Origin of the sequence: Streptomyces morookaense (assembly GCF_013030945.1) — a bacterium.
GTDB lineage: Bacteria > Actinomycetota > Actinomycetes > Streptomycetales > Streptomycetaceae > Streptomyces > Streptomyces morookaensis.
Genome location: NZ_JABBXF010000006.1, coordinates 51,697 through 78,582 on the forward strand (window position 1 = coordinate 51,697; position 26,886 = coordinate 78,582).

The 26,886-nt window shown below is 70.9% G+C and carries 22 protein-coding genes; 10 read left to right on the forward strand and 12 right to left on the reverse strand.

From position 1 onward, the window contains the following. The gene (locus HG542_RS03470; RefSeq protein WP_171078513.1) at positions 1 to 897 is read left to right on the forward strand and encodes a metal-dependent hydrolase; all 897 of its coding nucleotides are present in this window, start codon (positions 1 to 3) and stop codon (positions 895 to 897) included. Between the two features lie 12 nt (positions 898 to 909). After that, positions 910 to 1,950: a MerR family transcriptional regulator gene (locus tag HG542_RS03475; RefSeq protein WP_176606186.1), complete on the forward strand. Its 1,041-nt coding sequence runs from the start codon at positions 910 to 912 to the stop codon at positions 1,948 to 1,950. Positions 1,951 to 1,993: 43 nt separating this feature from the next. On the opposite strand, the gene HG542_RS03480 is transcribed toward HG542_RS03475, so the two are convergent. Both HG542_RS03480 and HG542_RS03485 read right to left on the reverse strand, forming a co-directional pair. Beyond that, on the reverse strand, positions 1,994 to 3,340 hold the full coding sequence (locus HG542_RS03480) for a carotenoid oxygenase family protein (protein ID WP_171078514.1): 1,347 nt from the start codon (positions 3,338 to 3,340) through the stop codon (positions 1,994 to 1,996). A gap of 85 nt (positions 3,341 to 3,425) precedes the next feature. Next, entirely contained in the window at positions 3,426 to 3,998 is a 573-nt protein-coding gene (locus HG542_RS03485) for a hypothetical protein (RefSeq protein WP_308438056.1), read from the reverse strand. A gap of 160 nt (positions 3,999 to 4,158) precedes the next feature. Between HG542_RS03485 and HG542_RS03490 the strand changes: the two genes are divergently transcribed. Next, complete coding sequence (locus tag HG542_RS03490) at positions 4,159 to 4,701, forward strand: PadR family transcriptional regulator (protein WP_171078515.1); 543 nt, start codon at positions 4,159 to 4,161, stop codon at positions 4,699 to 4,701. A 44-nt stretch (positions 4,702 to 4,745) separates the two neighbouring features. Then, the gene (locus tag HG542_RS03495) at positions 4,746 to 5,219 is read left to right on the forward strand and encodes a hypothetical protein (protein ID WP_171078516.1); all 474 of its coding nucleotides are present in this window, start codon (positions 4,746 to 4,748) and stop codon (positions 5,217 to 5,219) included. Between the two features lie 22 nt (positions 5,220 to 5,241). Here the strand turns inward: HG542_RS03495 and pspAB are convergent, their stop codons facing one another. From pspAB to HG542_RS03510, 3 genes are all read right to left on the reverse strand, one after another. Then, a complete protein-coding gene (pspAB, locus tag HG542_RS03500) occupies positions 5,242 to 5,826 on the reverse strand; it encodes a PspA-associated protein PspAB (protein WP_171078517.1) in 585 nt (194 codons plus the stop codon). Between the two features lie 66 nt (positions 5,827 to 5,892). Further along, positions 5,893 to 6,795 (reverse strand): zinc metalloprotease HtpX, encoded by a 903-nt coding sequence (gene htpX / locus HG542_RS03505; protein ID WP_171078518.1) that lies wholly within the window; start codon positions 6,793 to 6,795, stop codon positions 5,893 to 5,895. Between the two features lie 79 nt (positions 6,796 to 6,874). After that, positions 6,875 to 7,771 (reverse strand): LLM class flavin-dependent oxidoreductase, encoded by an 897-nt coding sequence (locus HG542_RS03510; RefSeq protein ID WP_171078519.1) that lies wholly within the window; start codon positions 7,769 to 7,771, stop codon positions 6,875 to 6,877. 201 nt (positions 7,772 to 7,972) lie between these two features. On the opposite strand from HG542_RS03510, the gene HG542_RS03515 reads away from it, so the two are divergent. Then, positions 7,973 to 8,845 (forward strand): HAD family hydrolase, encoded by an 873-nt coding sequence (locus HG542_RS03515; RefSeq protein WP_227723370.1) that lies wholly within the window; start codon positions 7,973 to 7,975, stop codon positions 8,843 to 8,845. 35 nt (positions 8,846 to 8,880) lie between these two features. On the opposite strand, the gene HG542_RS03520 is transcribed toward HG542_RS03515, so the two are convergent. The 6 genes from HG542_RS03520 to hisC all read right to left on the reverse strand — a co-directional run bounded on the left by HG542_RS03520 (position 8,881) and on the right by hisC (position 19,517). Continuing rightward, positions 8,881 to 9,954 carry a M23 family metallopeptidase gene (locus HG542_RS03520; protein ID WP_227723371.1) on the reverse strand — a complete coding sequence of 358 codons (1,074 nt, stop codon included), beginning with the start codon at positions 9,952 to 9,954 and terminating at the stop codon, positions 8,881 to 8,883. A gap of 135 nt (positions 9,955 to 10,089) precedes the next feature. Then, entirely contained in the window at positions 10,090 to 11,835 is a 1,746-nt protein-coding gene (locus HG542_RS03525; RefSeq protein ID WP_373313140.1) for a GAF domain-containing sensor histidine kinase, read from the reverse strand. A gap of 9 nt (positions 11,836 to 11,844) precedes the next feature. Continuing rightward, on the reverse strand, positions 11,845 to 15,474 hold the full coding sequence (gene cydD / locus HG542_RS03530) for a thiol reductant ABC exporter subunit CydD (RefSeq protein ID WP_171078522.1): 3,630 nt from the start codon (positions 15,472 to 15,474) through the stop codon (positions 11,845 to 11,847). Between the two features lie 51 nt (positions 15,475 to 15,525). Beyond that, positions 15,526 to 16,527, reverse strand: coding sequence for a cytochrome d ubiquinol oxidase subunit II (cydB, locus tag HG542_RS03535; RefSeq protein WP_171078523.1), 1,002 nt, complete (start codon positions 16,525 to 16,527; stop codon positions 15,526 to 15,528). A 34-nt stretch (positions 16,528 to 16,561) separates the two neighbouring features. Continuing rightward, positions 16,562 to 18,148, reverse strand: coding sequence for a cytochrome ubiquinol oxidase subunit I (locus HG542_RS03540; RefSeq protein ID WP_171078524.1), 1,587 nt, complete (start codon positions 18,146 to 18,148; stop codon positions 16,562 to 16,564). Positions 18,149 to 18,437: 289 nt separating this feature from the next. Further along, a complete protein-coding gene (hisC, locus tag HG542_RS03545) occupies positions 18,438 to 19,517 on the reverse strand; it encodes a histidinol-phosphate transaminase (RefSeq protein WP_171078525.1) in 1,080 nt (359 codons plus the stop codon). A 343-nt stretch (positions 19,518 to 19,860) separates the two neighbouring features. On the opposite strand from hisC, the gene HG542_RS03550 reads away from it, so the two are divergent. The 5 genes from HG542_RS03550 to HG542_RS03570 all read left to right on the forward strand — a co-directional run bounded on the left by HG542_RS03550 (position 19,861) and on the right by HG542_RS03570 (position 25,826). Then, positions 19,861 to 20,973 carry a LacI family DNA-binding transcriptional regulator gene (locus tag HG542_RS03550; protein ID WP_171078526.1) on the forward strand — a complete coding sequence of 371 codons (1,113 nt, stop codon included), beginning with the start codon at positions 19,861 to 19,863 and terminating at the stop codon, positions 20,971 to 20,973. A gap of 336 nt (positions 20,974 to 21,309) precedes the next feature. Next, positions 21,310 to 22,470: a metallophosphoesterase family protein gene (locus HG542_RS03555; RefSeq protein WP_171078527.1), complete on the forward strand. Its 1,161-nt coding sequence runs from the start codon at positions 21,310 to 21,312 to the stop codon at positions 22,468 to 22,470. A gap of 181 nt (positions 22,471 to 22,651) precedes the next feature. Continuing rightward, positions 22,652 to 23,530, forward strand: a complete 879-nt coding sequence (locus HG542_RS03560; RefSeq protein ID WP_171078528.1) for a hypothetical protein — start codon at positions 22,652 to 22,654, stop codon at positions 23,528 to 23,530. 495 nt (positions 23,531 to 24,025) lie between these two features. Further along, the gene (locus HG542_RS34695; RefSeq protein ID WP_171078529.1) at positions 24,026 to 24,985 is read left to right on the forward strand and encodes a TauD/TfdA family dioxygenase; all 960 of its coding nucleotides are present in this window, start codon (positions 24,026 to 24,028) and stop codon (positions 24,983 to 24,985) included. 79 nt (positions 24,986 to 25,064) lie between these two features. After that, entirely contained in the window at positions 25,065 to 25,826 is a 762-nt protein-coding gene (locus HG542_RS03570; protein WP_171078530.1) for a sulfite exporter TauE/SafE family protein, read from the forward strand. Between the two features lie 8 nt (positions 25,827 to 25,834). Here the strand turns inward: HG542_RS03570 and HG542_RS03575 are convergent, their stop codons facing one another. Beyond that, the gene (locus tag HG542_RS03575) at positions 25,835 to 26,851 is read right to left on the reverse strand and encodes a pyridoxal-phosphate dependent enzyme (protein ID WP_171078531.1); all 1,017 of its coding nucleotides are present in this window, start codon (positions 26,849 to 26,851) and stop codon (positions 25,835 to 25,837) included. Positions 26,852 to 26,886 lie beyond the last annotated feature (35 nt).

Below are 26,886 nucleotides of genomic sequence, written 5' to 3' on the forward strand. Positions count from 1 at the left end.
ATGAGCTACCGCATCGCCCCCAGAAGGGTCTCCTTCGACTGGCAGGAGACGCCGCTGCACTGGATACCCGACGAGCCCACCGCCACCCACGTGATCAACGTGCTGCATCTGCTGCTGCCCGCCGGGGAGCGCTGGTTCGTCAAGGTCTTCAAGGAGGCCCTCCCGCTCGTCCACGACGAGGAACTCCTCAAGGACGTCAAGGGATTCATGGGCCAGGAGGCCACCCACAGCGTGCAGCACTCCTACGTCCTGAACCACCTCGCCGAACAGGGCCTGGACACCGGCCCGTACACCCGGCACGTCGAATTCCTCCTCGACGTCCTGCTCGGCGAGAAGCCCCCACTCGGGCTGCCGCTGACCGAGCGCGAGTGGCTGCGTTTCCGGCTCTCGCTGATAGCAGCCATCGAACAGTTCACGGCCGTGCTCGGCGACTGGGTCCTGCGGGCGGAGGAGCTCGACCGGGCCGACCCCGATCCGGTGATGCTCGACCTGCTGCGCTGGCACGGCGCCGAGGAGGTCGAACACCGGTCGGTGGCCTTCGACATGTACGAGCACTGCAGCGGCGAGGATGCCGCCCGCTACGCCCGCAGGCTGCTGGGCATGGCCGTCACCGCACCCATGCTCCTGTACCTGTGGGCCTGGGGCGCGCGCTACCTCGTCCGGCACGACCCGCTGCTGGCGGGCCGGCTGCGCTATTCGCTGCGCGAGCACAACAGGGCCGTGGCCAAGGGACTTCTGCCGTCCTGGCGCGAGCTGGGCCGCGCCGTGCCCCGCTACTGCCGGCGGTCGTACCATCCCTCGCAGGAGGGGTCGCTGCGCAGGGCCGTCGACTATCTGGCGACCTCCCCCGCGGCCCGGGCCGCCGCGGGCGCCCTGGGCCGGGCAGCCCTTTCGTGAGGAGCAACACCCTTGACCGAACAACCCGACGCGACCGCACGGCACCGGCAGGCCGTGCGGCCCGGACCGGCCGCCGCCGAGTACCGGATCGAGGACCTGGCCCACCACAGCGGCGCCACGGTCCGCACGATCCGCGCCTACCAGGACCGCGGACTGCTGCCGAAGCCGGAGCGGCGCGGCCGGGCCAACGTCTACGGCGAAGACCACCTGAACCGGCTCCGCCAGATCGCCGGCCTTCTGGAGCGCGGCTACACCCTGGCCAGCATCAAGGAACTGCTGGAGGCCTGGGATGCGGGCCGCGGGCTCGGCGGGATCCTCGGACTGGTGGCCGAGGTCGACGGGCCGTGGTCCGACGAGAAGGCCGCCCGGATCACGCGCGCGGAGCTGAACGAGAGGTTCGGCGGTGCGCACGACGACGAGGCCGTGGCCGAAGCGCTGGAACTCGGCGTCCTGGAGCGGCTGCCGGACACCCCGGACGCCTTCCTCGTGCCCAGCCCCCAGGAACTGGCTGTCGCCGTCGAACTGCATGCGGCAGGTGTACCGCTGCCCGCCATCTCCGGCCACCTCCGTGAACTGCGCATCCAGGTCGAGCACATCGCCGGCCGCTTCCTCGACTTCACCACCGAGCACGTCTTCGGGCAGTACCTCGGCCACCCGCCCTCCGACGAGGAGGCCGCCGAGGCCGCCGCCCTGGTGCGGCGGCTGCGCCCCCTCGCCCAGCAGACCGTCGACGCCGAACTCGCCCGCGCCATGCGCACCCTGGCCACCCGCTACCTCCGCAGCCACCTGGACGAGACGGCGGCGGAAGCAACGGAGCCGGCGGCCCCGGCCCCCGCTCCGGCTGTGGAGGCCCCGGCCGAGCACCCCCCGCGATCCCGGGCCGCCGCTGCCCCCGCCCCCGCCGTGGAAGCGGTGCGCCTCCCCCGCCGCACCGTCCACGCCGTGCGGGCCCTGGTCGGACCGGAACCGGAGCGCACCGAGGCATTCATAGCCGCCGCCGCTGAACGCGAGGTCCAGGCCCGCACCATGGACGCGCTGGCCGACCGCAGTTGAGGTCCACCGCAGTTGAGACCGCCGCAGTCGATGGCGCTGCCCGTCAGCAGTCCGGCAGCCAGTTGCCGTGGAAGCCGTGCGGCACGCGCTGCGGCAGGTGCACGGTGGCCACGGGCGGTGCCCCGACATCGTCGGCATCGAGTATGACGAGGTCACTCGTGTCGGTGGCCGCATCGTGCACGTACATCAGCAGCCACCCGGGCCCGCCGGGCCGGCCGTCCGCAGGCGCGAACGCCGCCTCCGAGGGCGTGCGGCCGGGACCGAACGCGTGCCGTGCGACCGACCCCGTGAGCAGGTCGTAGCGCAGCAGCTCGCCCGGCACGGCCTCGATTCCGGGCCCCGCGGCGACGGTGGCATGGCCGTATCGTGCGGCGAGTCCGGCCAGCCTGTCGTCGATGCGGGGGAACTCCACGGGCCGGTCGTCCAGTTGCTCCTCGGTCACGGTGCCCCGGGTCAGGTCGGCCGTCCACCGCCACAGCGCCGGGGCGGCGGGCCCGGACCCGGAGGCTCCGAAGTGCGGGTAGCGGACGACGTGGAGCACGATCCGCTCGCCGTCGGCATCAGTCTCATCATGGGCGTTGAGCGCGTGGAAGACATAGCAGGGATCGATCGGCAGCCAGCGGATCTCCCCGTGCGGGTCGTCGCGGCGCAGCACGCCCAGCCGGGACCTGTAGCCGGGATCCCACACGTAGGGCAGTCCGCCGCCCGGCTTCCCGGCACGGTCCCGGTCGAAGACCACGGGAAGATCCATGAAGACGACATGGCGGGCGGTGAGATGGAAGTCGTGCATCATCGTGTGCGCGGGCACATCGACGGGCCGGCTGACGGTCAACTCGCCCGCAGCATCGGCGCGGTGATAGGTCAGGTAGGGCGGTTCGAGCCCGCCGTACCCGAAGAAGTGCAGCTCGCCGGTGTCCGGACAGGTCTTGGGATGGGCGGTCATCGGGGTGTCCAGACGCCCGCCGAAATCGTGCGGGCCGACGGTCCCCAGCTCCTGCCCCGGCCTGAAGTCCAGTTCGTACGGGAAGGACGACTCGACCAAGGCGAATGTGCGTCCCGCATGCCGCACCACATGGGTGTTGGCACGTCCTGCTGCGAGATCGCGGCGTCCCTCCTCGTCGCGCATGGGGGCGCCGTGGGTGAAGACCGACGTGCGGACCCAGCGGTTGCGGTAGGAGGTGGCGCGGCCGCCCTCCAGGCGGACCCCGTGGACCATGCCGTCGCCGAAGAACCAGTGGGCGGAGGCCGCCTCGTGCGGATTGGGGCCGTTGCGCACGTACCAGCCGGTGAGCTCGGGCGGGATCGCTCCGGTGACCGGAAGATCGTGGGCGGTCAGCTCTCTGGTCACCGGGGCGAAGTTCCCGGCGAGGTGTGCGGATGCGGTCGTCATGGTGCGGACCTCCTGGGAGTCCTGCGGACGCGTGCTTGGGCGGTGAAAGTCGTTACGACGGTGATCGTGCGGTCGAACTCGCCTGCTACTGCACCGCGTTGACGGCACGGGCCCGCGCCCGGACCCGCTCAGGGTATCGAGCGGTGAACAGAGCGGGCAGGACGAATCCGGCGACCTGGACCGGGACGGAGACGGCATTGCCGAGCCCTGCAGCGGTGACGGCGGCCATTGCCACGGCCGTCAGCGTGAAGGCGACGGCCCATACGGCTGTGATCACCACATTGATCCGGCGGAACACCGGGTGGTCCCAGACCTCGGGCGGGGTCTGCCGCTTGGCTATGCCGATGGTGAAGGGCCTGCCGACGGCGAGCGTCGCCAAGGCGGTGGCGGCGAGCCAGCCGAACGACATGGCTCCGCCGTAGTGCCGCAGGCCACTGTGCGGAAGGCAGAAGGCAAGGGCGGTCAACGCGACGAAGTACGCGAGCGTGCTGTACTCCAGGATCAACGAGTCCCCGGCCATCCCCTCGCGGCGCTGCGCGACCAGCAGTGCCGCACCGACGACGAACGCCGTTGCGGCGGCCCACTGCCAGCCCGCCGCGGACACGACGGCGAACGCGATCCACGGAATGAAGCCGCGCAGATAGTTCACGTAGTTCACGAGAGATCCCCCCCCCCAGCCGATGGGCGGCGCCGCACCTCTGCATCCGGGCCACGCCGTCGGCATCCCGTCCGACATCCACTTCGACATTCCAACGTCGACATGTCAAAGCTAGAAGGTCCGACCTTGATGTGTCAACAGTGGAATGTAGGCTGGGCCCATGAGCCTGAGACACGCGATGCTGGGACTGCTCGCGGAGCGCCCCTCCAGCGGATACGACCTGATGAAGCGGTTCGAGACCTCGCTCACCAACGTCTGGCCGGCCACCCAGAGCCAGGTCTACGGCGAGCTCGGCAAGCTGGCGAAGGCGGGGCTGCTGGAGGTCGTGGCGGAGGGCCCCCGCGGCCGCAAGGAGTACGCGATCACCCCGGAGGGCCGCGCCGAGCTGCGCCATTGGCTCGCCGAGACCCGGCCGGACCGGTCGCGCCGCAGCGAGATGCTGCTGCGGGTCTTCTTCCTCGACCTGCTCACGCCGTTGGAGGCCGTCGCCTACCTCTCCACCGAGGCCGAGCGCGCCGCCTCGCTGCGCGCCGATCTCGAGCAGGTGAAGGAGCAGGTCCAGTGGGACGACGGCCCGCTGTCCGTCAACGGCCGCCTGGCGCTGGAGTACGGACTCCGCCTCAGCGCCATGCAGGAGGAGTGGGCCCGGTGGGCGGCCGAGCAGATCGGCGGGACGCAAGCGGCCGAGGCCGGAAAAAGCTGAGGTCACTGGCCCTTCACGGGCTTTCTGCGGCAGGATCGACCGGCATGGACCACAGCGCCGGCCTGCCGCCGTTCCCCAGTACCGAAGCCGCCGTCACGGCCCTCCGCGAGACCGCCGACCGGCATGGCCGTGAATTCCTCGTCGAACACGCCGTGGGCGCCGACCAGTCCGCACGCCGCACCGCGGCGGGCGCGTTCGCGGTCACCGACGAGGACGGCTCGCTGCCGCACGAGGCCCTGATCGAGCTGCCCGGAAGCCCGGAGATCGAGATCCAGGTCTTCTCCGAGGGCGACAGCCACATCACCGTGGAGGGGATCACCTTCCACGACGTCCCCACCGCGCACGCCCCGGCGTTCCTGGACGCCGTCCTGGCGCGCCGCGCCCGGGTGAAGACCACCTGGTATCCGCCCTTCGCCCGGCTCATCGTGCCCCTGCCCGGCGACATCACCTACAAGGAAGTCGTCACCATGGCGCACGGCGCCGGCATGACGCGCTGGCTCAGCAGCATCACCCGCTGAACCCGGGCGGAGCCGGGGGAGTTCACAGCCCGGGGGCACCCCACACCGGGAACCACCGGGCCAGGTCCTGCTCGATGCGGAGGTCGTTCTCCAGCAGTGCCCGCACCTGGAGTTCCAGGGCGTTGTCCCGCTTGTCGCCGCCGCCCGCCGCAGGTGCGAAGGGGTAGAACGTGCCGCGCTTGTAGAGGTAGACCAGCGCGAGGGACCGCTGCCCGGCGTCCCGGAACGCCATCAGCGAGCAGAGCAGCTGTGGCCCGAACCCGCCTTCCTGCAGGAGGGTGTTGACCGCGTGCAGGTCGTTGACCAGCACCGCGGGGTCGTCGGCCGGCCGGCGCGCGAGCAGCCACGTGTAGCCGTAGCCGTCGCCGCTGAACTCCACCGGCGCCCCGCCCCGTTCGGCGTCGGCGTCCAGCAGGGCCCGTACATCCTGCTGGAGCCGGGCGAACGCCCCGCCCTCCACACTCGCGAAACAGACCGAGCCCAGCCCGGTCGGCGTGAAACCGGCACCCGCCTGGAGGGTGACGGCGGCCGAGGGCAGGCCGAAGAGCTGGTCGAGGTCCGGGCGGACCGGCTTGCTGCGGCCGAGGATGACGTCCAGAAGACCCACGGATCACCACTCCATTTCAGCCGGAAACCGGAAGCGGAGTCCGGAGGCGGAAGCCGGAACCCCTTGTCAGCCGCGCCCGAGCTCCGCCGAGATCCGGCCGAGCTGCTCCAGCCGCTGTTCCAGCGTCGGATGGGAGGACAGCAGCCTGCCCAGGCCGTCCTTGGAGAATGCAGGCGCGAAGTAGAAGGCGTTGAACGGTTCGGCCTGCCGCAGGTCGCGCGTGGGGATCCGGGCCATCTGCCCGGTGACCTTGGTGAGCGCGGAAGCCAGTGCCGAGGGCCGGCCCGTCAGCAGCGCGGCGGAGCGGTCGGCGGACAACTCGCGATAGCGGGAGAGCATCCGGGTGAGCAGGAAGCTGATCGCGTAGACCACGGCGCTGACGAGCGGGATCAGCATCATGACGATCGCGGTGTTGCTGTCGCGGCCGCCGACCCGGCGGAAGCCTCCCCACAGCCCGATCCGGGTGATGAGCCCGGCCAGCACGCCCAGGAACGAGGCGATCGTCATCACCGCCACGTCGCGGTGGGCCACATGGGAGAGCTCGTGCGCCAGCACGCCCTCCAGCTCCTCCGGTTCCAGTCTGCGCAGCAGTCCCGTCGTCGCGCACACCACCGAGCTCTTCCGGCTGCGGCCGGTGGCGAAGGCGTTCGGCACGTCGCTGTCGGCGATCGCCACCCGCGGCTTGGGCATGTCGGCAAGCGCACACAACCGGTCGACGGCGCCGTGCAGTTCGGGCGCCTGCTCCGGGGTGACCTCGCGGGCTCCCATGCTGAAGGCCGCGATGCGGTCGCTGAACCAGAACTGCGCCACGAACAGGCCGCCCGCGAGGACCAGGACCATCGGCCAGGCCCCGCGCAGCAGCACCATCAGCACACCGACGAAGACCACATAGAGCAGCCCGATGAAGAACATCGTGCTCACCATGCGGGTGGCCAGCCCCCGGTCGGGAGCGAAGCGAGTGCCTTGCATGGGGAACCTCCAAGGCTCTGCGAACCGTGCCCCCAGTAGGTGCCTCTGCCCCGATTCTCCCTCGCGGCGGCCGTTTCCGTCAGAGCCCTGCGAGGCCCTCCGTCGCGATCTTCTCGAAGAGCGTCACGTCCGCCTCGAAGATCGAATCGGCTATCGGCCAGTGCAGCACGATCTCGTCGATGCCCAGCTCCGCATAGCGGCCCGCGAAATCGGTGAACGCGTCGAAGGACTCCAGCGGACGCTCCGGGGCGAAGCCCGTCAGCAGCACCTTGTGCATGCCGGAGACGTCCCGGCCCGCCCGGTCGCAGGCCTCGCCGAGCCGCTCGATCTGTCCGGCGACCGCGGCCCGGGACTGCTCCGGGGTGCCCGTCTCGGCGATCTTCGGGTCGCCCGTGGTCACCCAGGCCTGTCCGTACCGCGCGGCGAGGCGCATGCCGCGCGGGCCCGTGGCCGCGACGGCGAAGGGCAGCCGGGGGCGCTGTACGCAGCCGGGGATGTTGCGGACCTCCGTCGCGGAGTAGTGCTCGCCCTCGTGCGAGACGACGTCCTCGGTGAGCAGGCGGTCCAGCAGCGGGACGAACTCGCCGAAGCGGTCGGCGCGCTCGCGCGGCGTCCACGGCTGCTCCCCCTCCCCGAGCAGCGCCGTGGCGTCGAAGCCGGAGCCCCCGGCGCCGATGCCCAGCGTGATCCGGCCGCCGGAGATGTCGTCCAGGGAGATGAGCTCCTTGGCGAGCGTGACCGGGTGGCGGAAGTTGGGGGAGGTCACCAGAGTGCCGAGGCGCAGCCGGGAGGTGGCGGCCGCCGCGGCCGTCAGCGTCGGTATCGCGCCGAACCACGGGCCGTCCCGGAAGCTGCGCCAGGACAGGTGGTCGTAGGTGTAAGCGGTGTGGAAGCCCAGCTCCTCGGCCCGCTGCCAGGACGCGCGGCCGCCCTCGGACCAGCGGCGGTGGGGAAGGATCACGGTGCTCAGTCGCATGACACCGAGCGTAAGGGCAGGGTCCGACACCCGGCCCCCGGAGTGCGTCCGATGCCAGCCGGATATGACGGGTGCCTATGGCGGACGCGTGTGGCGGGCGGCGCCCCGGGGAAGGCACCCGGCGCCATCGCGTGCCCGCGCTCGTACCCGTCGTACGAACGCGCGTGCGCCCGCGCCCGCCCCGTGACCGAGAATGGGACCGTGACTTCAGCTATCGAGCAGCCCGAGACGCCGGCCGCGCGCCGGAGAGCAGCCGCCGTCACTCCCAGGCTGATCGCCACCGACCTCGACGGCACCCTGCTGCACGACGACAAGACGGTGTCCGACCGCACCGTCGCGGCCCTGGCCGCCGCCGAGGAGGCGGGCATCGAGGTCTTCTTCGTCACCGGCCGCCCGGCCCGCTGGATGGACGTCGTCAGCGAGCACGTGCACGGGCACGGCCTGGCGATATGCGCCAACGGGGCCGTGGTCGCCGACCTCCGTGACGGCGGCCGTCTCCTGGAGGTCCGCCCGCTGGAGACGGTGGCCGCACTCACGGTGGTCCGGGCCGTGCGGGCCGCGGCCCCCGGTGCCTCGTTCGCGGTCGAGTGCTCCACCGGCCTGCACTACGAGCCGCACTACCCGCCCTTCCAGCTCGACTCCGCCACGGTCGTCCCCTCCGCCGAGGCACTGCTGACCGGTACGGACGGCCGGCCGGGCGCCATCATCAAACTGCTCGCCTTCCACCCGGAGCTCGGCCCCGACGAGTTCCTCGCCCTGGCCCGCACGGCGGCAGGCGACCACGGCTGCGTCACCCGCTCCAGCCCGACCGCCCTGCTGGAGATCAGCGGTGCGGGCGTGAGCAAGGCCAGCACACTGGCCCGGTGCTGTGCCGAGCGCGGCATCTCCCCGGAGGAGGTCGTGGCGTTCGGGGACATGCCGAACGACCTCGAAATGCTCACCTGGGCAGGCACGTCCTACGCCATGGCGAACGCGCATCCCGAGGTGCTGGCCGCCTGCACGCACCGCACGGCTGCCAACACCGAGGACGGAGTCGCCCTCGTCATCGAGCAGTTGCTGCACGGTCTGACGTAGCACGCGCGCGTACGCCGCGCTCCGGCCGAGCGGCGTCACACGTGCACCCCGCGCGAGCGCAGCCACTCCAACGGCTCGACCGCGGAACCGAATTCGGGTGTCGTGCGGATCTCGAAGTGCAGATGCGGGCCGGTGGAGTTGCCGGTGGTCCCGGAGAGCCCGATCCACTCGCCCGCGCGCACCCGGTGTCCCGGTGAGACGAACACCGCGGACAGATGGGCGTACTGGGAGTACCAGCCGTTGTCGTGCCGGATCACCAGGCTCATGCCGAACGCCCCGCCGCACCCGGCCGCCGCCACCGTGCCCGCGCCGACCGCGCGCACCGGTGTGCCGATGGGGACGGCGAAGTCCTGACCGGTGTGACCGCTCTGCCAGTTGGCGCCGGTGCCGCCGAACCCGGCCGACAGCTCGTAGGAGACCACCGGCCGGGTCCAGCCGCTCGACGAGATCTCCGCGCCCGGCCGTCCGGCGTCCGGATCCCCGTCGCTGCCCTGGACGGAGGGACGTTCCATCGGCACACAGCTGCCGGTGCGCACGGCGCTCTCCGCCATGCCGTCCAGTTCACTGCGCGCGTTCGCCAGCCGGTCCTCCGCCACGCGCTTCTCCTCGCCCAGCCGCCCGGCGTCGGCCTCCAGCGCGCGCCAGGAGGCGGATGACGACTCCTCCTGGGCCGCCAGGGAGCGGCTCCGGTCGTCCGCCTCGGTCAGCATCCGGGCCAGCAGGGTGCGCCGGCCGGTCTCGGCCGATTGGATGTCCAGCAGTTCGAGGGGGTCCTCGGCCGCGGTCGCACCGGACGGGACGGTGAAGCCTCCCGTCCGGTACTGGGCACGGGCCACGGCACCGGCGTCGTCGTGCAGGGCGCCCGCCACGATCCGCTGTCCGCGCAGCAACTGGGCCGCCTTCTCGGCCTGGAGGCGCTGTTCCCTCGCCGCACGCAGCCCGTGCTCGTACCGCAGCCGCGCCCGGCCGGCCTCCTCGGTCAGCCGGAACAGCTCGGAACCGATCTGCGGCACCCGCGCCGCAGGCCCGTCGGCGGCGGACGGCCCCGAGCCGAACAGCGGGGCGGCCACCACGCACAGGGAGCACAGGGCGGCTCCCCCGCGATACACACGATGACGGTGTCGCATGGACGCGATCTTGGCTCGCGCCCCGGCCGCGCGCCCCCGCAGAGGACCGTTCGGAGGACAAGCGTGCGGCCGACCGGGGACGCGCCGCGCACCTCCGGCCGGCGCGCCGCAGCAGCCCTACAGCGGTGCCTCCCACACCACCCGGGTCCCTCCCCCGTCCGTCCCGATCCCGGGCCCGTACGAGCTGGAGCCGCCCAGCGACTCGGCCCGTTTGGCGAGGTTGCGCAGTCCGCTGCGGCGGCCGCCCTCCGGGATGCCGGTCCCGTCGTCGGCGACAGTCAGCCGAACCGCCTCCCGGCCGTCCGGCAGCTTGACGGTGACGTCGACGACGATGTCGATCCGGGTGGCCTGCGCGTGCCGGAAGGCGTTGGACAAGGCCTCGCGCAGCGCGGCGATGAGATTCTTGCCGGTGCGTTCGCCGACCTTGGCGTCGACCGGGCCGATGAAGTTCACGGACGGGTGGAAGCCGAGCGGCACGGCTGCCGTGCCCGTCTCCCGCAGCACGCGCGTGCGCAGCCCGGCGGGTGCCTCGGTCGGCTCCTGCTGCAGCGCGAAGATGGCCGTGCGGATCTCCTGGATCGTCACATCGAGTTCGTCCACGGCCTGGCCGACCTTCTCGTGCACGTCCGGTTCGGCCGCCTTGCGCTGTGCGCTCTCCAGCAGCAGTCCGGTGGCGAACAGCCGCTGGATGACGAGGTCGTGCAGATCCCGTGCGATGCGGTCGCGGTCCTCGTAGACGGCCAGCCGTTCGCGGTCGCGCTGTGCCTCCGCGAGGACGAGTGCGAGAGCGGCCTGTGCGGCGAACTGGGCGGCCAGTCTGCGCTCGGCAGCGGTGTACTTGCGGGCGCCGCGGCGCCGCGGTGTGGCGAGCGTGCCGAGCACACGGTCGCCGCTCTTGAGCGGCAGCAGCATGCTCGGGCCGAAGCGCGGGGCGACTGCGGTGATCATGCGCGGGTCGGTGGCGGAGTCGTCGATGAACACCGGCTCCCCGGCGAGCAGTTGCCCCACGACCGGGCTGTGCGGCGGTATCACCGTCCCCAGCAGCCCGGCCGGGTCCTCCGCGGAGACCGCCACCATCTCCAGGCCGCCCTCGTCGTCCGGCAGCAGCACGATGCCCGCGGCCGAATCGGCGAGCCTGCGCGCCTGTTCGGCCACGACGGCCAGGGCGTCCTCCGCATCGCTGCCCGACAGCAGGGCCGTGGTCACCGCGACGGAACCGTCGATCCAGCGCATCCGCTGACGGCCCTCGTCGTGCACGCGCGCGTTGCCGATCGCGATACCCGCCTCCGTGGCGAGGATCTTCACCATGTTCAGATCGGCGATGCTGAACTCCCCGCCGCCGCGTTTCTCGGTGAGATACAGGTTGCCGAAGATCTCGCCCTCGACCCGGATCGGTACGCCCAGGAAGCTGCGCATCGGCGGGTGATGGGGCGGGAACCCGGCGGACCGCGGGTCGGAGGACAGGTCGGCGAGCATGACCGGGGCGGGCTGGTGGATCAGCGCACCCAGCAGCCCGCGATGGCCGTCGGGCAGGGCGCCGATGCGCTCTCGCTGCTCCTGGGTGACCCCGTAGGTGATGAAGTCCGCGAGGCCTTCGCCGGTGGAGTCGATGACGCCGATGGCGGCGTAGCGCGCATCGGCCAGTTCGGCGGCCGTCTCGGCGATGCGGTCGAGCGTGCTGTGCAGTTCCAGCCCGGTGCCGACGGACTGCATGGCCTCCAGCAGATGCGGGACGCGCGCGGTGAGCTCCGTCGACATGCCCTGCAGGCTGCGGGTGGCCTCCGTGGCGATGGCCAGCGGGTCCATCGTGCCCTGAGAGGGCGGGGAGTCCTGCGGGTCGGAGGAGTGCGCCGTGGCTGCCATGACACGAGCCTAATAAGTACCTTTTGCCATGGAAAGCGGCCGATGGGCAGTGTCGACGGTGCACGGCGCATAGGGCACGGCGGACGTCACCGCCGCCCCCAGCGCGTCCGCGGCCCGTTCCCGCTCCAGCATCCGGCGGAACGGCCCCTCGGCGGCGGCCAGCTCGCCGTACGGGCCCCGTTGCACCGTCCGCCCGCCGTCCAGGACGACCACCTCGTCCACCGCCTCCAGACCCGCCAGCCGGTGCGTGATCAGCACGGTCGTCCGGCCCTCCGTGGCCGCCAGCAGATCCGCCGTCAGCGCGTCGGCAGTGGCCAGGTCGAGGTGCTCCGCGGGCTCGTCCAGGACCAGGACGGGGAAGTCCGCGAGCAGTGCCCGGGCCAGCGCGAGCCGCTGCCGCTGACCGCCGGACAGCCGTGCGCCCTGTTCGCCGACGAGCGTGTCCAGCCCCTGCGGAAGACCGTCCACCCACTCCAGCAGGCGTGCCGCCCGCAGTGCTTCGCGCAGTTCGTCGTCCCCTGCCTCCCTGCGCGCGAGCCGCAGGTTCTCCCGGAGAGAGCTGTCGAAGATGTGGGCGTCCTGCGCACACAGGCCCACGAGCCGCCGCACCGCGTCGCCGTCCATGCGGGCCGCCTCGCGGCCGGCCAGCGTGTACGTACCGCCCTCCGCGTCCAGGAAGCGCAACAGCACCTGCGCCAGCGTGGACTTGCCCGCCCCCGACCGGCCCACCACGGCCACCCGGCGCCCAACCGTCAGCTCCAGCGCGAAGCCGTCGAGCGCGGGCGCGGACTGACCGGAGTGCCGCACCGTCAGGTCCGTCAGCCGCACCGGGAACGGCGACTGCGGCGCAGGCTCCGTGCCGTCCTGCACCGGCTCGGGAGCGTCCAGCACCTCCTGCACCCGCTCCGCGGAGCGCCGCACCCGCTGCCGGTACTGCACGGCGAGCGGCAGGCCGGTCACGGCCTCGAACGCGGCCAGCGGGGTGAGCACCACCACCGCCAGCCACACTCCGCCGAGTCGGCCGTCGTGCACCGCCTGGACACCCGCCCAGGCGGCAGCGGCCACCGTCACGCCACAGGCCAGCGCCGACAGACCGGAGCCCAGCGCCGTGGCCGCAGCGGCACGGCGGGCGATACGGGTGAGCGTGCTGTCGACACCGTCCAGCCGCTCCAGCCGCGCGGGCAGTGCACCCGCGACCGTCAACTCGGCCGTGCCGGACAGCACGTCCACCACCTGGGTGGACAACTCGCCCCGCGCAGGCGCCAGCTGCCGCTCGGCACGCCGGGCGACCGCACCCGACAGCACGGGCACGACAACTCCCGCGACCAGCAGCCCCGCAGCGAGCACCGCGCCCGCCTCCGGAAGCAGCCAGGCGGTGAACCCCACCGAGGCCGCACCGACGACGACGGCCGAGCCGAGCGGCAGCAGCCAGCGCAGGAAGTGGTCCTGCAGGGCGTCCACATCGGCCACCAGACGGGACAGCAGGTCACCGCGCCGCGTATCGCGCAGCCCCGCAGGAGCCAGCCGCTCCAGTCGCGCGTAGACCGCCACGCGCAGGCCCGACAGGATGCGCAGCACCGCGTCGTGCGAGACCAGGCGCTCGGCGTAGCGGAAGACGGAGCGGCCGATGCCGAACGTGCGGGTCGCGGTGACGGCCACCATCAGGTAGAGCACCGGGGGCTGTTGGGAGGCCCGGGAGATCAGCCAGCCGCTGACCGCCATCAGGCCGATGGCACTGCCCAGGGCGAGCGTGCCGAGGAGGAGGGCGAGGGCCAGGCGGTTGCGGTAGGGCTTGCCGGCGGCGCGGACCCGGGCCAGGGGGCTCACGCTCCGTACGGGATTGCGCACATCCGCTCGCGCGTCCGCTTGCGCACCCGCTCGCACGCCCGCGTGTACGTCTGCCGCATACGCGCCTGCCTGCACAACCGCCTGCCCCTCGACGGGACCGGAGGGGGCGGCAACCACACCGGAGGGACCGGCAACAGCCTCCGGCACGGTCTCCGGCACGGCCCCCGGCGCGATACGGATCACCCGGTCCGCGACCGCGAGCAGCGCCGGGCGGTGCACGACCAGGATCACGGTGCGGCCCGCCGCCAGTCGGCGCACCGCGTCCACCACCGCCGCCTCGTGCTCCCCGTCGAGGGCCGCGGTCGGCTCGTCGAGCAGCAGAACCGGCCGGTCGGCCAGGAACGCCCGTGCCAGCGCGAGGCGTTGGCGCTGCCCTGCGGAGAGCCCGGCTCCGTTCTCGCCGAGCCGGGTGTCAGTGCCGTCGGGCAGCATGGAGACGAAGTCGAGCGCACCGGCTTCGCGCAGTGCGTGCTGCACCTGCGCGTCCGTGGCGTCGGGCCTGGCCAGCCGTACGTTCTCGGCGACCGTCCCGGCGAAGAGATGCGGCCGTTGCGGGACCCAGGCCACCTGGTCCCGCCAGCTTCCGGGGGAGAGCGATGACAGATCCGTACCACCGACGAGAACCCGCCCGCTCGTGGGCCGGGCGAGGCCCAGCAGCACGTTCAGCAGCGTCGACTTGCCGGCGCCGCTCGGCCCGACGAGCGCCACCGTCTCCCCGGGCCGCACCTCGAACGAGGCTCCGGCCAGGGCCGGTTCGGCCCTGCCCGGGTAGCGGACCACGAGCCGCTCGACGGTCAGCGCCGCCGTGCGCGCGTCCGGGGCCGGCAGCGTGCCCTCCACGGCCGACTCGGTCTCCAGCACCGCGAAGACCTGGTCGGCGGCCGCCAGGCCCTCGGCGGCCGCGTGGTACTGCGCACCGACCTGGCGCAGCGGCAGATAGGCCTCGGGCGCCAGCACGAGGACCATCAGGCCGGTGCGCAGGTCGAGTTCGCCGCCGACGAGCCGCATGCCGATGCCGACGGCGACGAGCGCGACCGACAGGGTGGAGAGCAGTTCCAGGGCGAAGGAGGAGAGGAAGGCGATGCGCAGCGTCCGCAGCGTGGCCCGCCGGTAGTCGGCGGTGATCGCCCGGATCGACTCGGCCTGCGCCTTGGCGCGACCGAAGACCTTGAGCGTCGGCAGCCCGGCGACGACGTCGAGGAAGTGCCCGGAGAGCCGGGAGAGCAGGCGCCACTGCCGGTCCATGCGCGACTGGGTGACCCAGCCGATGAGCGCCATGAAGAGGGGGATGAGCGGCAGCGTGAGGACGATGACGAGCGCCGAGATCCAGTCGGCGGAGACGATACGTGCCAGCACGGCGACCGGCACCACGACCGCGAGCCCCAACTGGGGCAGATAGCGGGCGAAGTAGGCGTCGAGCGCGTCCACGCCGCGCGTGGCCAGGCTGGTCAGCTCGCCCGTGTCCGGCGCGTCCGGACCGAGCCGGGTGGCCCGGTCCAGCAGCCGCCTGCGCAGTTCGGACTTCACGGCCGCGCTCGCGCGGTGCGCGGTCAGTTCGGTGAGCCAGGACACCACGGCCCGCCCCGCCCCCGCGGCGGCCAGCAGGCCCAGCGGCACGACCAGTTGCCCGGCCGTGCGCCCGTGCTGGAAAGCCCCGGTCACCACGTCGGCGATGAGCATCGCCTGCGCGACGACCAGGCCCGCGCCCGCGAGGCCGAGCAGGACGGAGGCGGCCAGGAAGCCGCGTGTCGCGGAGGCGTACCGCAGCAGCCGGGGGTCGACGGGCTTCATCGTGGTGTCTCCTGACGTCCTGGTCCGGCGTACTGACCCATCGGACAGGCCCTAGTGGGCGGCGGGGATGTGCTGGGTGCCGATCCGCTTGCGGAACACCCAGTAGGTCCAGGCCTGGTAGGCGAGGATCAGGGGGGTCGCGAAGCCCGCGACCCACGTCATGATCCCCAGCGTGTACGGGCTGGAGGCGGCGTCGGTGACGGTCAGGCTCCACTCCGGGTTCGTCGAGGAGGGCATGACGTCCGGGAAGAGCGCCAGGAAAACCAGCGCGAAGGCGGCGACGACGGTCAGCCCCGACAGGGTGAACGCCCAGCCCTCCCTGCCCAGCCTGTTCATCACCAACGCGCCGGCCAGCCCGGCCAGGGCGACGATCAGGGCGGCCAGGCTGCGTCCGTTGCCGGAGTCGGCCTGCGTCCAGCCGAGGAAGGCCACGGCGAGGGCGGCGGCGCCCAGGCCGTACCGGCCGGCGTGGGCCCTGGCCCGGTGGCGGATGTCACCGGCCGTCTTGAGCGCGGCGAACACCGCGCCGTGGAAGGTGAAGAGCACCAGCGTGAACAGGCCGCCGAGCAGCGCGTACGGGCTCAGCAGGTCGGCCAGGGAGCCGGTGAAGTTCTTGTCCGGCCCGATCGGCACCCCGCGCACGATGTTCGCGAAGGCGGCGCCCCACAGGAAGGCGGGCAGCAACGAACACCAGAAGATGGCGTGTTCCCAGTTGCGCTGCCAGCGCTCCTCGGGCCGCTTGTGGCGGTACTCGAAGGCCACGCCGCGCACGATCAGGCAGACCAGGATCAGCAGGAAGGGCAGGTAGAAGCCGCTGAAGAGGGTCGCGTACCAGTCGGGGAAGGCGGCGAAGGTGGCACCGGCGGCGGTGATCAGCCAGACCTCGTTGCCGTCCCAGACGGGGCCGATCGTGTTGATCAGCACCCGGCGCTCGGTGCGGTCCCGGGCGAGCGTCTTCGTCAGCACGCCGATGCCGAAGTCGAAGCCCTCGAGGAAGAAGTAGCCGGTCCACAGGACGGCGATCAGCAGGAACCAGAAGTCGTGGAGGTGCATGGGGTGTCTCCGTTCCGCGGTCCGCGTGCGGCGGTCAGTACGCGAAGGTCATCGGCTTGTCGGCGTCCTCGCGCTCCGTGCCGGAGCCCGGTGCGCCGCCGGACGGCAGCCGCAGCCGGGGGTCCTCGGCCGGAGGCTTCTCGTCGGTGTCCGGCCCGGCCTTGGCGTACTTCACGAGCAGCTTGACCTCGACGACCGCGAGCACGCCGTAGAGCAGGGTGAACACGGCCATGGAGGTGAGGACTTCGCCCTGGCTCACGCCGGGGGAGACCGCCTTGGCGGTCTTCATCAGCCCGTAGACGGCCCAGGGCTGGCGGCCCATCTCGGTGAAGATCCAGCCGAAGGAGTTGGCGATCAGCGGGAAGCCCATGGTGAGAACGCCCACGCGCCAGGACCACTTGGTCAGGAAGGGGCTCATCTCCCGGGTCTTCGTGAGCATCAGCCGCGGGACCTCGTTCTCGCCGGTGCGGAACGCGGGTGCCAGCCACAGCTTCTTGCGCGTCGTCCACAGTCCGATCAGGCCGGCGACGAAGGACGTCATGCCGAAGCCGATCATCAGGCGGAAGCCCCAGAAGGTCATGAAGATGCTGGGGATGTAGTCGTCCGGCTTGCCGCCGTAGCGGGCGGCCTCCTGTGCGGCGACGTCGTTGATGCCGGGGACGGCCTCGGAGAAGTTGCTGTGGGCGAGGAAGGAGAGGACTCCGGGGACCTCGATCTCGACGCTGTTGTGGCCCTTGGTGACGTCGCCGACGGCGAACACCGAGAAGGGGGCGGGCGCCTGGGTGTCCCACAGGGCCTCGGCGGCGGCCATCTTCATGGGCTGCTGCTCGAACATCACCTTGCCGAGGCTGTCGCCGCTGATGGCGGTGCCGAGACCGGCGATGACCGCGACCACGAGTCCGACACGCAGCGAGGTCCGCATCGCGCCGATCTGGTGGCGCTGCTTCTCGCCGAGCTCCTCGCCGTTGATCTGCTTGCGCTTGGCCCGCCACAGGTGGAAGGACGCGATGCCGACGATGAAGGCGGCGCCGGTGAGGAAGGCGGCGGTGAGGGTGTGGAAGACGACGACGAGAGTGGTGTTCTGGGTCAGGACCGCCCAGATGTCGGTGAGGTGCGCCCTGCCCGTGTTCTTGTCGATGGAGTAGCCGGTGGGGTGCTGCATCCAGGAGTTGGCGGCCAGGATGAAGTACGAGGACAGCAGGGTGCCGACGGCGACGATCCATATGCAGGCGCAGTGGATCTTCTTGGGCAGCTTGTCCCAGCCGAAGATCCAGAGGCCGATGAAGGTCGACTCGAAGAAGAAGGCCAGCAGCGCCTCCATCGCGAGCGGCGCGCCGAAGACGTCACCGACGAAGCGTGAGTAGTCGGACCAGTTCATCCCGAACTGGAACTCCTGGACGATGCCGGTGACCACGCCCATGGCGATGTTGATGAGGAAGAGCTTTCCCCAGAACTTCGTGGCGTGGAAGTACTTCTCCTTGCCCGTGCGGACCCAGGCGGTCTCCAGACCGGCCGTGATCGCGGCAAGACTGATCGTGAGCGGGACGAAGAGAAAGTGGTAGACGGTGGTGATGCCGAACTGCCAGCGCGCCAGCGTTTCCGGAGCCAAAGCCAGATTCACTCGGTCTCTCCTTGCCTCTTGCTTCACCGACGGGCCGAGCCGCCGACGGTATGCACCTTTGTGTCCCATAAGGCCCCATAGGAAGCGGGACATAAAGGTGCGCTTGTGAACGCGTTCACATTCACAAGCATTATGGCGCACCGAGTTTTCGGCCAAGTCAGGGGGGTACCCCCTCCGGCCCTTGCGCGGGGGCGGGCGCACGGGCGGGCACCTGAAGGGGCAAAGACAGGGGCGCCGCGCCCCCTCCCGCAAAGGGAGAGGCACGGCGCCCCGGCAGGCGTCAGCAGGCTCAGAGCTGCTTGCGGAACTCCTCGGCGACCCGCAGCACGATGTCGTTGGCCTCGGTCTCGCCGATCGTCACCCGCACACCGTCGCCCTGGAACGGCCGCACGGCCACCCCGGCGGCGTCGCACGCGGCGGCGAAGTCCGCCGCCCGGTCCCCCAGCCGCAACCAGACGAAGTTGGCCTGCGACTCCGGCACCGTCCAGCCCTGCGCGGCCAGCGCCGCGGCCACCCGCGCACGCTCCTCCACCAGCGCGTCCACCCGCTCCTTCAGCGCCTTCTCGCTGCGCAGCGACGCGATCGCCGCCTCCTGCGCGACGTGGCTCACGCCGAACGGGACGGCCGTCTTGCGCAGCGCCGCGGCGACCGGCTCGTGGGCGATCGCGAAGCCGACGCGGAGCCCGGCGAGCCCGTACGCCTTGGAGAAGGTGCGCAGCACACAGACGTTCGGCCGGTCCCGGTAGAGGTCGATGCCGTTGGGGACGTTCTCGTCGCGGATGAACTCGATGTACGCCTCATCCAGGACCACCAGCACGTCGGACGGCACCCGGTCCAGGAAGGACTCCAGCTCGGCCCGGTGAACCACCGTGCCCGTGGGGTTGTTGGGGTTGCAGACGAAGATCAGCCGGGTTCGCCCGGTGATCGCGGCGAGCATCGCCTCCAGGTCGTGCACATCGCCCTCGGTCAGCGGGACCGGCACCGGAGTGGCGCCCGAGACCTGGGTGATGATCGGGTACGCCTCGAACGAGCGCCAGGCGAAGATCACTTCGTCGCCCGGCCCCGACGTGGCCTGCACCAGCTGCTGGGCGACGCCGACCGAGCCGGTGCCGGTCGCCAGGTGCGACAGCGGCACCTCGAAGCGCTCCGCCAGTTCGGCCATCAGGCCCGTACAGGCCATGTCCGGGTAGCGGTTGAGCGAACCGGCCGCCTCGACCGCGCGCTCCAGCACGCCCGGCAGCGGCGGGTACGGGTTCTCGTTGGAGGACAGCTTGTACCCGGCCGGTCCGCCCGTGGCCGCCGGCTTGCCCGGCTGGTAGGTGGGAACGCCGTCCAGCGCGGCGCGCAGCTTCGGGGTCTTCTCGGTCACCGCGGTCCTCCGGGGCAAGGGACATGAAGGGACATGAATACTGCACACCTTATGAGGATTCCCCCGGGCGGCGTCCAGAGTTTCCGGCGCGCTCCCGCTGCCGCAGTGCGCCGTGGCGGGCGCCCTGGCGCGCATCACCCGTGAAGGTGAGTTGAGACCTCTCCGAGACCTGGACCACCCCCGAGACCGGGATATGCCAGACGCCGACCGGCACCCGGCGACCCGCTCAACCACCTGCAATTCCATGATCATTGGACCCTGTGACGGCTGCAGAAACGTGCCTGTCAACAGTGAAATGCGGCGCCCTGCCGAAGGACCAGGCGAGCCCTACTATCGGCTCGCCATGACAGCAGCAGGGAAGCATCAGGTGAGCCGGGCGGAAACCTCCCGCAGGGGCAGCCGGCAAGGGCGGGCGGGCATCCGCGACGTCGCCGCCGCCGCCGGGGTTTCGATCACAACCGTCTCGGACGCGCTCAACGGCAAGGGCCGGCTACCGGACGCGACCCGCCGCCATGTCCGCGAGGTCGCCGACCGACTGGGCTATCGCCCGTCGGCGGCGGCCCGCACCCTCCGCACGGGCAAGTCGGGCCTCATCGGCCTGACCGTCACCACGTACGGGGATGAACCTTTCACCTTCACCGAGTTCGCCTACTTCGCGGAGATGGCCCGGGCGGCCACCTCGGCCGCGCTGGCCCGCGGCTACGCCCTCGTCATCCTCCCGGCGACCTCCCGGCACGACGTGTGGTCCAACGTCGCCCTCGACGGCACCGTCGTCGTGGACCCCTCCGACCACGACCCGGTCGTCTCCGACCTGGTCCGCCAAGGCATCCCGGTGGTCTCCGACGGCCGCCCCGCCGGCACCCTGCCGGTCACCGCCTGGGTCGACAACGACCACGAGGCCGCCGTCCTGGGCATCCTCGACCACCTCGCCGCCGCCGGGGCACGCCGGATCGGCCTGCTCACCGGCACCACCACGGACACCTACACCCGGCTGTCCACCACCGCGTACCTGCGCTGGTGCGAACGGATCGGCCAGGACCCGGTCTACGAGGAGTACCCCGCCCACGACCCCTGCGCCGGAGCCGTCGCCGCCGACCGGCTGCTCGCCCGGCCGGACCGGCCCGACGCGGTGTACGGACTCTTCGACCCCAACGGCACCGACCTGCTGGCCGCCGCCCGCCGCTACGGCCTGCGCGTACCGGAGGACCTGCTGCTCGTCTGCTGCAGCGAGTCCACCGTCTACGCCACCACGGAACCGCCCATCACGACGCTGTCGCTCAAACCGCGGCGGATCGGTACCGCCGTCGTCCAGCTGCTGATCGACGCCATCGAGGGGCTCGACACGGGACGGCCGGTGGAACAGGTCATACCCACCGAGCTGATCGTGCGTACGTCCTCCGAGCGGCGCCCGCCGCGCACCACCGTCAGCGCCCCGCGCGGCCCGGCCACGACCTGACCGGCCCCGGAACACCGCCCGACCCCGCCGACACCCCGGCGTCACCCGTGTGACCTGCACCGACCCGCCCGGCCCGCGTCAACCGCAGGCATCCCGCGTCCGGCCCACGGGGCATCGCGTCATCCGGTACGACGCAGCCGTCCCCGCCCCCTGCGGACCGGCACGAACGGCTCATTTAACGGAGCATTTGGGGAGAAAATCCCGGCGATCCCGGTGGAGCTCCCCGATTCACAGCCCCTGGTGCGTCACAAGCCGCGACGGTCATTCCTATGATGGGCGCACGACACCGCGGACCGCCGTCGACCAGGCAAGGTCCACAAGGGTGCAGGCGGCGCGATGGTGGAGGGGTCGATGACTCAGGGGGCCGGTCAGGGACCTGCGGCACGGACCACGGCGGCGATGCCGCCCTTCCCCGGGTACGCCGCTCCCCCGCCCATGCCCGGATACGACCACGCGGCCCCCCCTGCCGAGGGCCCCTACCCGGACTACGCGGCCCCGGACTACGCGGCGCACACGGAGTACCCCGAGGGCTACACCCCGACCGCCCGCGACCTCCCGGTCATCGTCCGCGGCGCGGCCCCCGGCACCGTGCCGCCGCAGGACGTGCCGACCGTCGAACTGACGCCCCTCACCGCCCCGCAGCAGCTGCCCCAGCAGCCCGTGCCCACGGGCCCGGGCCCGCTGTACGTCGTCGGCGACGTCCACGGCTACCTGGACGAGCTGTACGCCGCGCTGCACGCGCAGGGGCTCATCGACGAGCAGGGCCACTGGTCGGCGGGCAACACCCGGCTGTGGTTCCTGGGCGACTTCACCGACCGCGGGCCGGACGGCGTCGGCGTGATCGACCTGGTCATGCGGCTCTCCGCGGAGGCGGCGGCGGCCGGCGGCTACTGCAAGGCCCTCATGGGCAACCACGAGTTGCTGCTCATCGGCGCCAAGCGGTTCGCCGACACGCCCGTCAACTCCGGTGCGGGAACGGCCTCCTTCCAGGCGGCCTGGCTGCTCAACGGCGGCCAGCGCACCGACATGGAGCGCCTGCAGGACCACCACCTGCAGTGGATGTCCCGCCTCGACGCCATCGCCGAGGAGGACGGGCACCTGCTCGTCCACTCCGACACCACCGCATACCTCGACTTCGGCGACTCCATCGAGGCCGTCAACGACGCCGTCACCGAGGCGCTGCAGCGCAACGACCCGGACGAGTGCTGGGACCTGTTCCGCAAGTTCACCAAGCGGTTCGCCTTCCGCGACGACGAGGCGGGCCCGTCGGCCGTACGGGAGCTGCTGCAGACGTACGGCGGCCGCCGTATCGTGCACGGACACAGCCCGATCCCGTATCTGCTGGGCGAGGTCGGCGGGGAGGACCCGGACGACCAGGACGGCGCGCCGCTCGTCGAGGGACCTCATCTGTACGCGGACGGGCTGGCGCTCGCCATGGACGGCGGGGTCACGATGGCCGGAAAGCTGCTGGTGGTGCAACTTCCGCTGGCCTGCTGAGGGTTCGGCGGCGGCGTCCACGGGCACATGTCGGGTTCCACCGCCGCGGGGTAATTCGGGAAACCCGCTGTCACCGCGCGCCGGTGCGGCTCTACCATCGGCTTATCCGTAGCAGGCTCTCCTCCGTTTCCGCCCACTGCCGGCACCAGGCCGGCTATCAGGCCCTACGGAGCATCGGGGGATGCACATGAACAGCGTTCCGCACCTGCTTGCCGAGGACCGCCCGGATTTCGAGCGGATCCTCGACCAGGCGCTGCGTACCGCGGCCCATGACCCGGAACTCAATGCCCTGGCCGCCGCGACAGGGCGGCGGCTCACCGCCGAACAACTGCGCACGATGGCCATCGGCGCCATGGCCGCCATCTCCGCCTGCGCCATGGCGGAATACCAGGACCTCATAGAAGCGCGCCGGGCACTGCGCGACCGCGCCCCGTCCGGCCGGCCGCAGCCCGTCGGCGGGCCCGTGCCCGCCGGGGAGGACGCCGCGCCGCCCGCCGGCCCTCCTCCCGAGGAGTCCCCGGGCGCGGGAGCCGCAGCGGTGCTGGTCGTGCTGGCCCCGGTACTGGCGGGGATCGCCGCGATCCTCTTCCTGGCGATCGGCTACGTGCTGCGCACGGCCGGCTCGGACGCTCCGGTCGCGGGCTCGATGATCACGATCGGCTGGTGGTTCGGCGGCCTCACCGCCGTCGGCGTGCTCGCCGCGACGACGGGCATCCTGCTCACGGCCCTGCGCAACGGGGCGCCCACGGAGGACGACGACCGCCGCCGCGAGCTGGCCGAACAGGCCGACCGGGCCCGGGAGGCATGGCGCGGGGCACTGCTGGAGCGGGGCATCAGGCCGTTCCTGAAAGAGGCCCAGGCCAACGCCACGGCTCCGGCGCCCCGTTCGCCGTCCGTCCCCCCGGCCCGCAACGGCCACAGCCGGACCCCCCATCTCGGCTACACCCGCCCGGGCTTCACCAGCCCCGACGAGGACCACACGACCCCCACGCGCCCCCGCTTCACCAGTCCGGACTTCACCGGCCCCGATTTCGGGAGGCCGGACCGCCGGCGGGAGTGACGAGCGGAAGCGCTCCGCGAAAATCGTATCGCCGCGGAACAACGCGGCGCAGGCGTCCCGGGGAAAGGGGCCTGATCGTCAAGGCCCCTGCCCCGCACACCTGTCCGGTCGCCGGCGGGCGGGTGTTGAAGATCCGGCGCAGCCTTTGTTCAAGTGCGGCGCAACATATTCACGACACAATTGCCGACAAGAAGCCGTAAAGAAGCCGGTGTTCTCGGATCACGCTGCGCATACACACACTTCTCCCCCAGGTGATCTACGTCGCACGGCCCTGCTCGGCGGGCGCGAAACATCGAGCACATAGGTGCCGCCGAAGGGCGAATCGGGCGGTAGCGGACCGTAATCGATCTTGACGCCGCCATCCACCACTGGAAGGCTCGGCAAAGCCAAATCGGTGTACCATGAATGCTCGCAATACCGGAAATTTGCAATTTTTCAGCCTCTCGGGGGAGAGAAGCAGTGATTTCCCGTAGTGAAGTTATTCCGGCCGTAACCGTGAAGCCCGAGGACATGGCTGCGGTGGAGTCCCTCGGCGTCTATGCTTCATTCTTGCTGGGGCATGACGTGGACGACATCAAGGCCTTATCCTCCCAGCTTCCCGGCTACGTAAATGAGTACGTGGACGACTTCGTCTCCGAACCGAACGACTTCGGATTCATCCTGATCAACGGCCTTCCCGTCGGAGAGCTTCCGCCGACACCTTTCGCCTACGGCGCATCGCCGCTCCCTGATGGCCATGTCTCATCGGGTGTCATGGCGCTCGTGGCCGAGCGGCTCGGCCAACTCTTCGGATACTCCGAGGAGAAGCAAGGAGCAACCCTGCAGGAGGTCCATCCGGTCAAGGGGGAGGAGACTCGTCTGGAGAACAGCGGCTCTGTGGCGTTCGACTTCCACACGGAGAATTCTCACCACCCCTTCCGTCCGGACTATCTTGCCCTTCTGGGGATGCGCACCGACCATGACCGCGTGGGCGTCACACGGGTGTCGTCCGTGCGTCGCGCCGTGCGCCTGCTGGACACATCCACGGTGCGGACACTGCGCAAGCCCATTTTCCAGAGCCTGTTCGCCAACTCCTTCATTCGCGGCTCGTCGGGTGAGCATCCGAAGACCCACCCGCACTCCGTTGTTTTCGGCGCGTCGGACAAGCCGCTCATCCGGTTCAACTCGCACCACACCGGTTCAAACGAGCCGGAGGGGCGGAAGGCGCTGCACGAACTGACTGCCGCCCTGGAAGAGGTCTGTGTCGACCTGTTGCTCGAGCCCGGCCAGATGGTCGTCGTCGACAACCATGTCGCCGTCCACGGCAGGTCGAACTTCACGCCGCGCTACGACGGCGAGGACCGCTGGCTGCGGAGGTTCTATTCCATTCAGTCGATTCCGCGAGCCCTGCGGAAAATCTCGTCGAACGAACGGGTGCTGCCCAGGCTCGACGAGATTTCGACGACGTTCTCGTAGCCCCGAACACCTCCCGACCCGGCGTGTGACGATTCCGGTTCATCACCGGCCGTCACACGCCTGGCCCACAGAGGCGAATGTGAATATCACACACATAGTCATATTGCTCGTATTTGCGTGTCTGGCGGGATGGGTCGACTCCATCGTGGGCGGCGGAGGACTCGTCCAACTGCCGGCCTTTCTTCTGGCGTTCCCCGGAATTCCTCCCGTTGTGGCAATCGGTACCGGCAAGGTGCCTTCCCTCCTCGGCACCGCGTCTGCTGCGGTCAAATACCTCAGGAACAGTCCCGTAAGAATGGCGTTGGCGCTGCCTGTGGCGCTTGCCGCTTTCCTCTTCGGAGGGGTGGGTGCCGGGTTCGCTTCGCTGATACCCACTCATGTCTTCCGGCCGGTCATCATCGCCGTGCTGATCGGTGTTGCCGCTTTCGTGGCCCTGCGCCCCGGCTTCGGCACCCGCGAGGGGACGTCGAGGGCGGGAGATTCCGCATCCAAGGTGGTACTGATCACCGCAATCGCCGCGGCCATCGGGCTCTACGACGGACTGATCGGCTCGGGCACCGGGACGTTCCTCGCCGTTGCCATGGTGTGGGCACTGCGCACCGACTATGTCGGTTGCGCGCCCATGGTGAAAGTCGCGAACATCGGCTCCAACGCCGGCGCGCTGGTGGTCTTTGCCTACCAGGGGCATGTGCTCTGGATCCTGGGCCTGGGAATGGCCCTGTGCAATGTGCTCGGCGCCCAGATCGGAGCGTCGATGGCGCTCAGGCTCGGTGCGGGGTTTGTTCGGCGCGTCTTGCTCGTCGTGGTCCTCGCGATGGCAACACGGCTTGCTTTCCAGTGACTTCGGGGTCAGACCGGATGATCCCGCCTCGCAGGGCAGGATATTAAGGCCTTGAACCTGTCGAAGCTCACATTTCCTCCGGTGAGCACCACACCGATCCGCCTGGGGAGTGGGCGGAGCCGTCCGGCGAGCAGAACTGCCAGCGCGGCGGCCCCGCTGGGCTCCACGACGATCTTGAGGTGCTCGAAGGCCAGCGCCATGGCGGATCGGATCTCGTCATCGCTGACCACCAGGACCTGATCCACCAACCGGCGCATGATGGGGAACGTCAGTTCACCCGGCATTTCCGTCGCCAGGCCGTCAGCGATCGTGTGCGGCACGGCAATGCGCACGCGCGCGCCTGCTTGCAGCGAGCGCCGGGTGTCGTCGCCCTCCCCGGGCTCGACGCCCACAACAGTGATGCGCGGGTCGAGCGCCTTGGCGGCGATGGCGCAACCGGAGATCAGGCCACCGCCTCCCACCGGTATCACCAGAGCTTCCAGGGCACCGGCATCCTCCAGGAACTCGAGCGCGACGGTTCCCTGCCCGGCTATCACATCAAGATGATCGAACGGCGGGATCACGGTGAACCCGTGATCGCCCGCCACCTGTTCCACCAGAGCCCGGCGATCCTGCCGGTAGCGGTCGTAGGGAACAACCACGGCACCGTACCGCCGTGTGGCGTCCAGCTTTTCCGGTGGAGCGTCCCGGGGCATCACGATGGTCGCACGGCTTCCGAGGAGCCGGGCGGCGAGCGCCACGGCCTGCGCGTGATTGCCCGAAGAGTAGGTGGCCACGCCGCGTCTCAGCTGCTCCGGGCCCAAGCGGGAAACGGTGTTGTAGGCACCGCGGAACTTGAAGGCGCCGACCCGCTGCAAGTTCTCGCACTTGAAGAAGACTTGAGCTCCGGAGAGGTCGTTCACCACGTGAGAGGTGACGACCGGAGTGCGGTACGCAGCAGAGCCGATCCGCTTGGCCGCAGCCCGCACCTCTTCCAGCCCGAGCCTGCACGCCTCTTGCTCCCGACGACCCGCGCTTCTCCCCATGCCCGTCCACTATCCGCAGGATCGCCCCGGGTCAC

Bases quoted from the DNA above. Each gene is read 5' to 3' on its own strand.
- HG542_RS03575 (WP_171078531.1), bottom strand. From the start codon at position 26,851: ATGGGGAGAAGCGCGGGTCGTCGGGAGCAAGAGGCGTGCAGGCTCGGG.
- HG542_RS03470 (WP_171078513.1), top strand. From the start codon at position 1: ATGAGCTACCGCATCGCCCCCAGAAGGGTCTCCTTCGACTGGCAGGAG.
- cydD (WP_171078522.1), bottom strand. From the start codon at position 15,474: ATGAAGCCCGTCGACCCCCGGCTGCTGCGGTACGCCTCCGCGACACGC.
- HG542_RS03560 (WP_171078528.1), top strand. From the start codon at position 22,652: ATGCACATGAACAGCGTTCCGCACCTGCTTGCCGAGGACCGCCCGGAT.
- HG542_RS03555 (WP_171078527.1), top strand. From the start codon at position 21,310: ATGGTGGAGGGGTCGATGACTCAGGGGGCCGGTCAGGGACCTGCGGCA.
- HG542_RS03550 (WP_171078526.1), top strand. From the start codon at position 19,861: ATGACAGCAGCAGGGAAGCATCAGGTGAGCCGGGCGGAAACCTCCCGC.
- HG542_RS03510 (WP_171078519.1), bottom strand. From the start codon at position 7,771: ATGCGACTGAGCACCGTGATCCTTCCCCACCGCCGCTGGTCCGAGGGC.
- HG542_RS03480 (WP_171078514.1), bottom strand. From the start codon at position 3,340: ATGACGACCGCATCCGCACACCTCGCCGGGAACTTCGCCCCGGTGACC.
- cydB (WP_171078523.1), bottom strand. From the start codon at position 16,527: ATGCACCTCCACGACTTCTGGTTCCTGCTGATCGCCGTCCTGTGGACC.
- htpX (WP_171078518.1), bottom strand. From the start codon at position 6,795: ATGCAAGGCACTCGCTTCGCTCCCGACCGGGGGCTGGCCACCCGCATG.
- HG542_RS03495 (WP_171078516.1), top strand. From the start codon at position 4,746: ATGGACCACAGCGCCGGCCTGCCGCCGTTCCCCAGTACCGAAGCCGCC.
- HG542_RS03490 (WP_171078515.1), top strand. From the start codon at position 4,159: ATGAGCCTGAGACACGCGATGCTGGGACTGCTCGCGGAGCGCCCCTCC.
- HG542_RS03525 (WP_373313140.1), bottom strand. From the start codon at position 11,835: ATGGCAGCCACGGCGCACTCCTCCGACCCGCAGGACTCCCCGCCCTCT.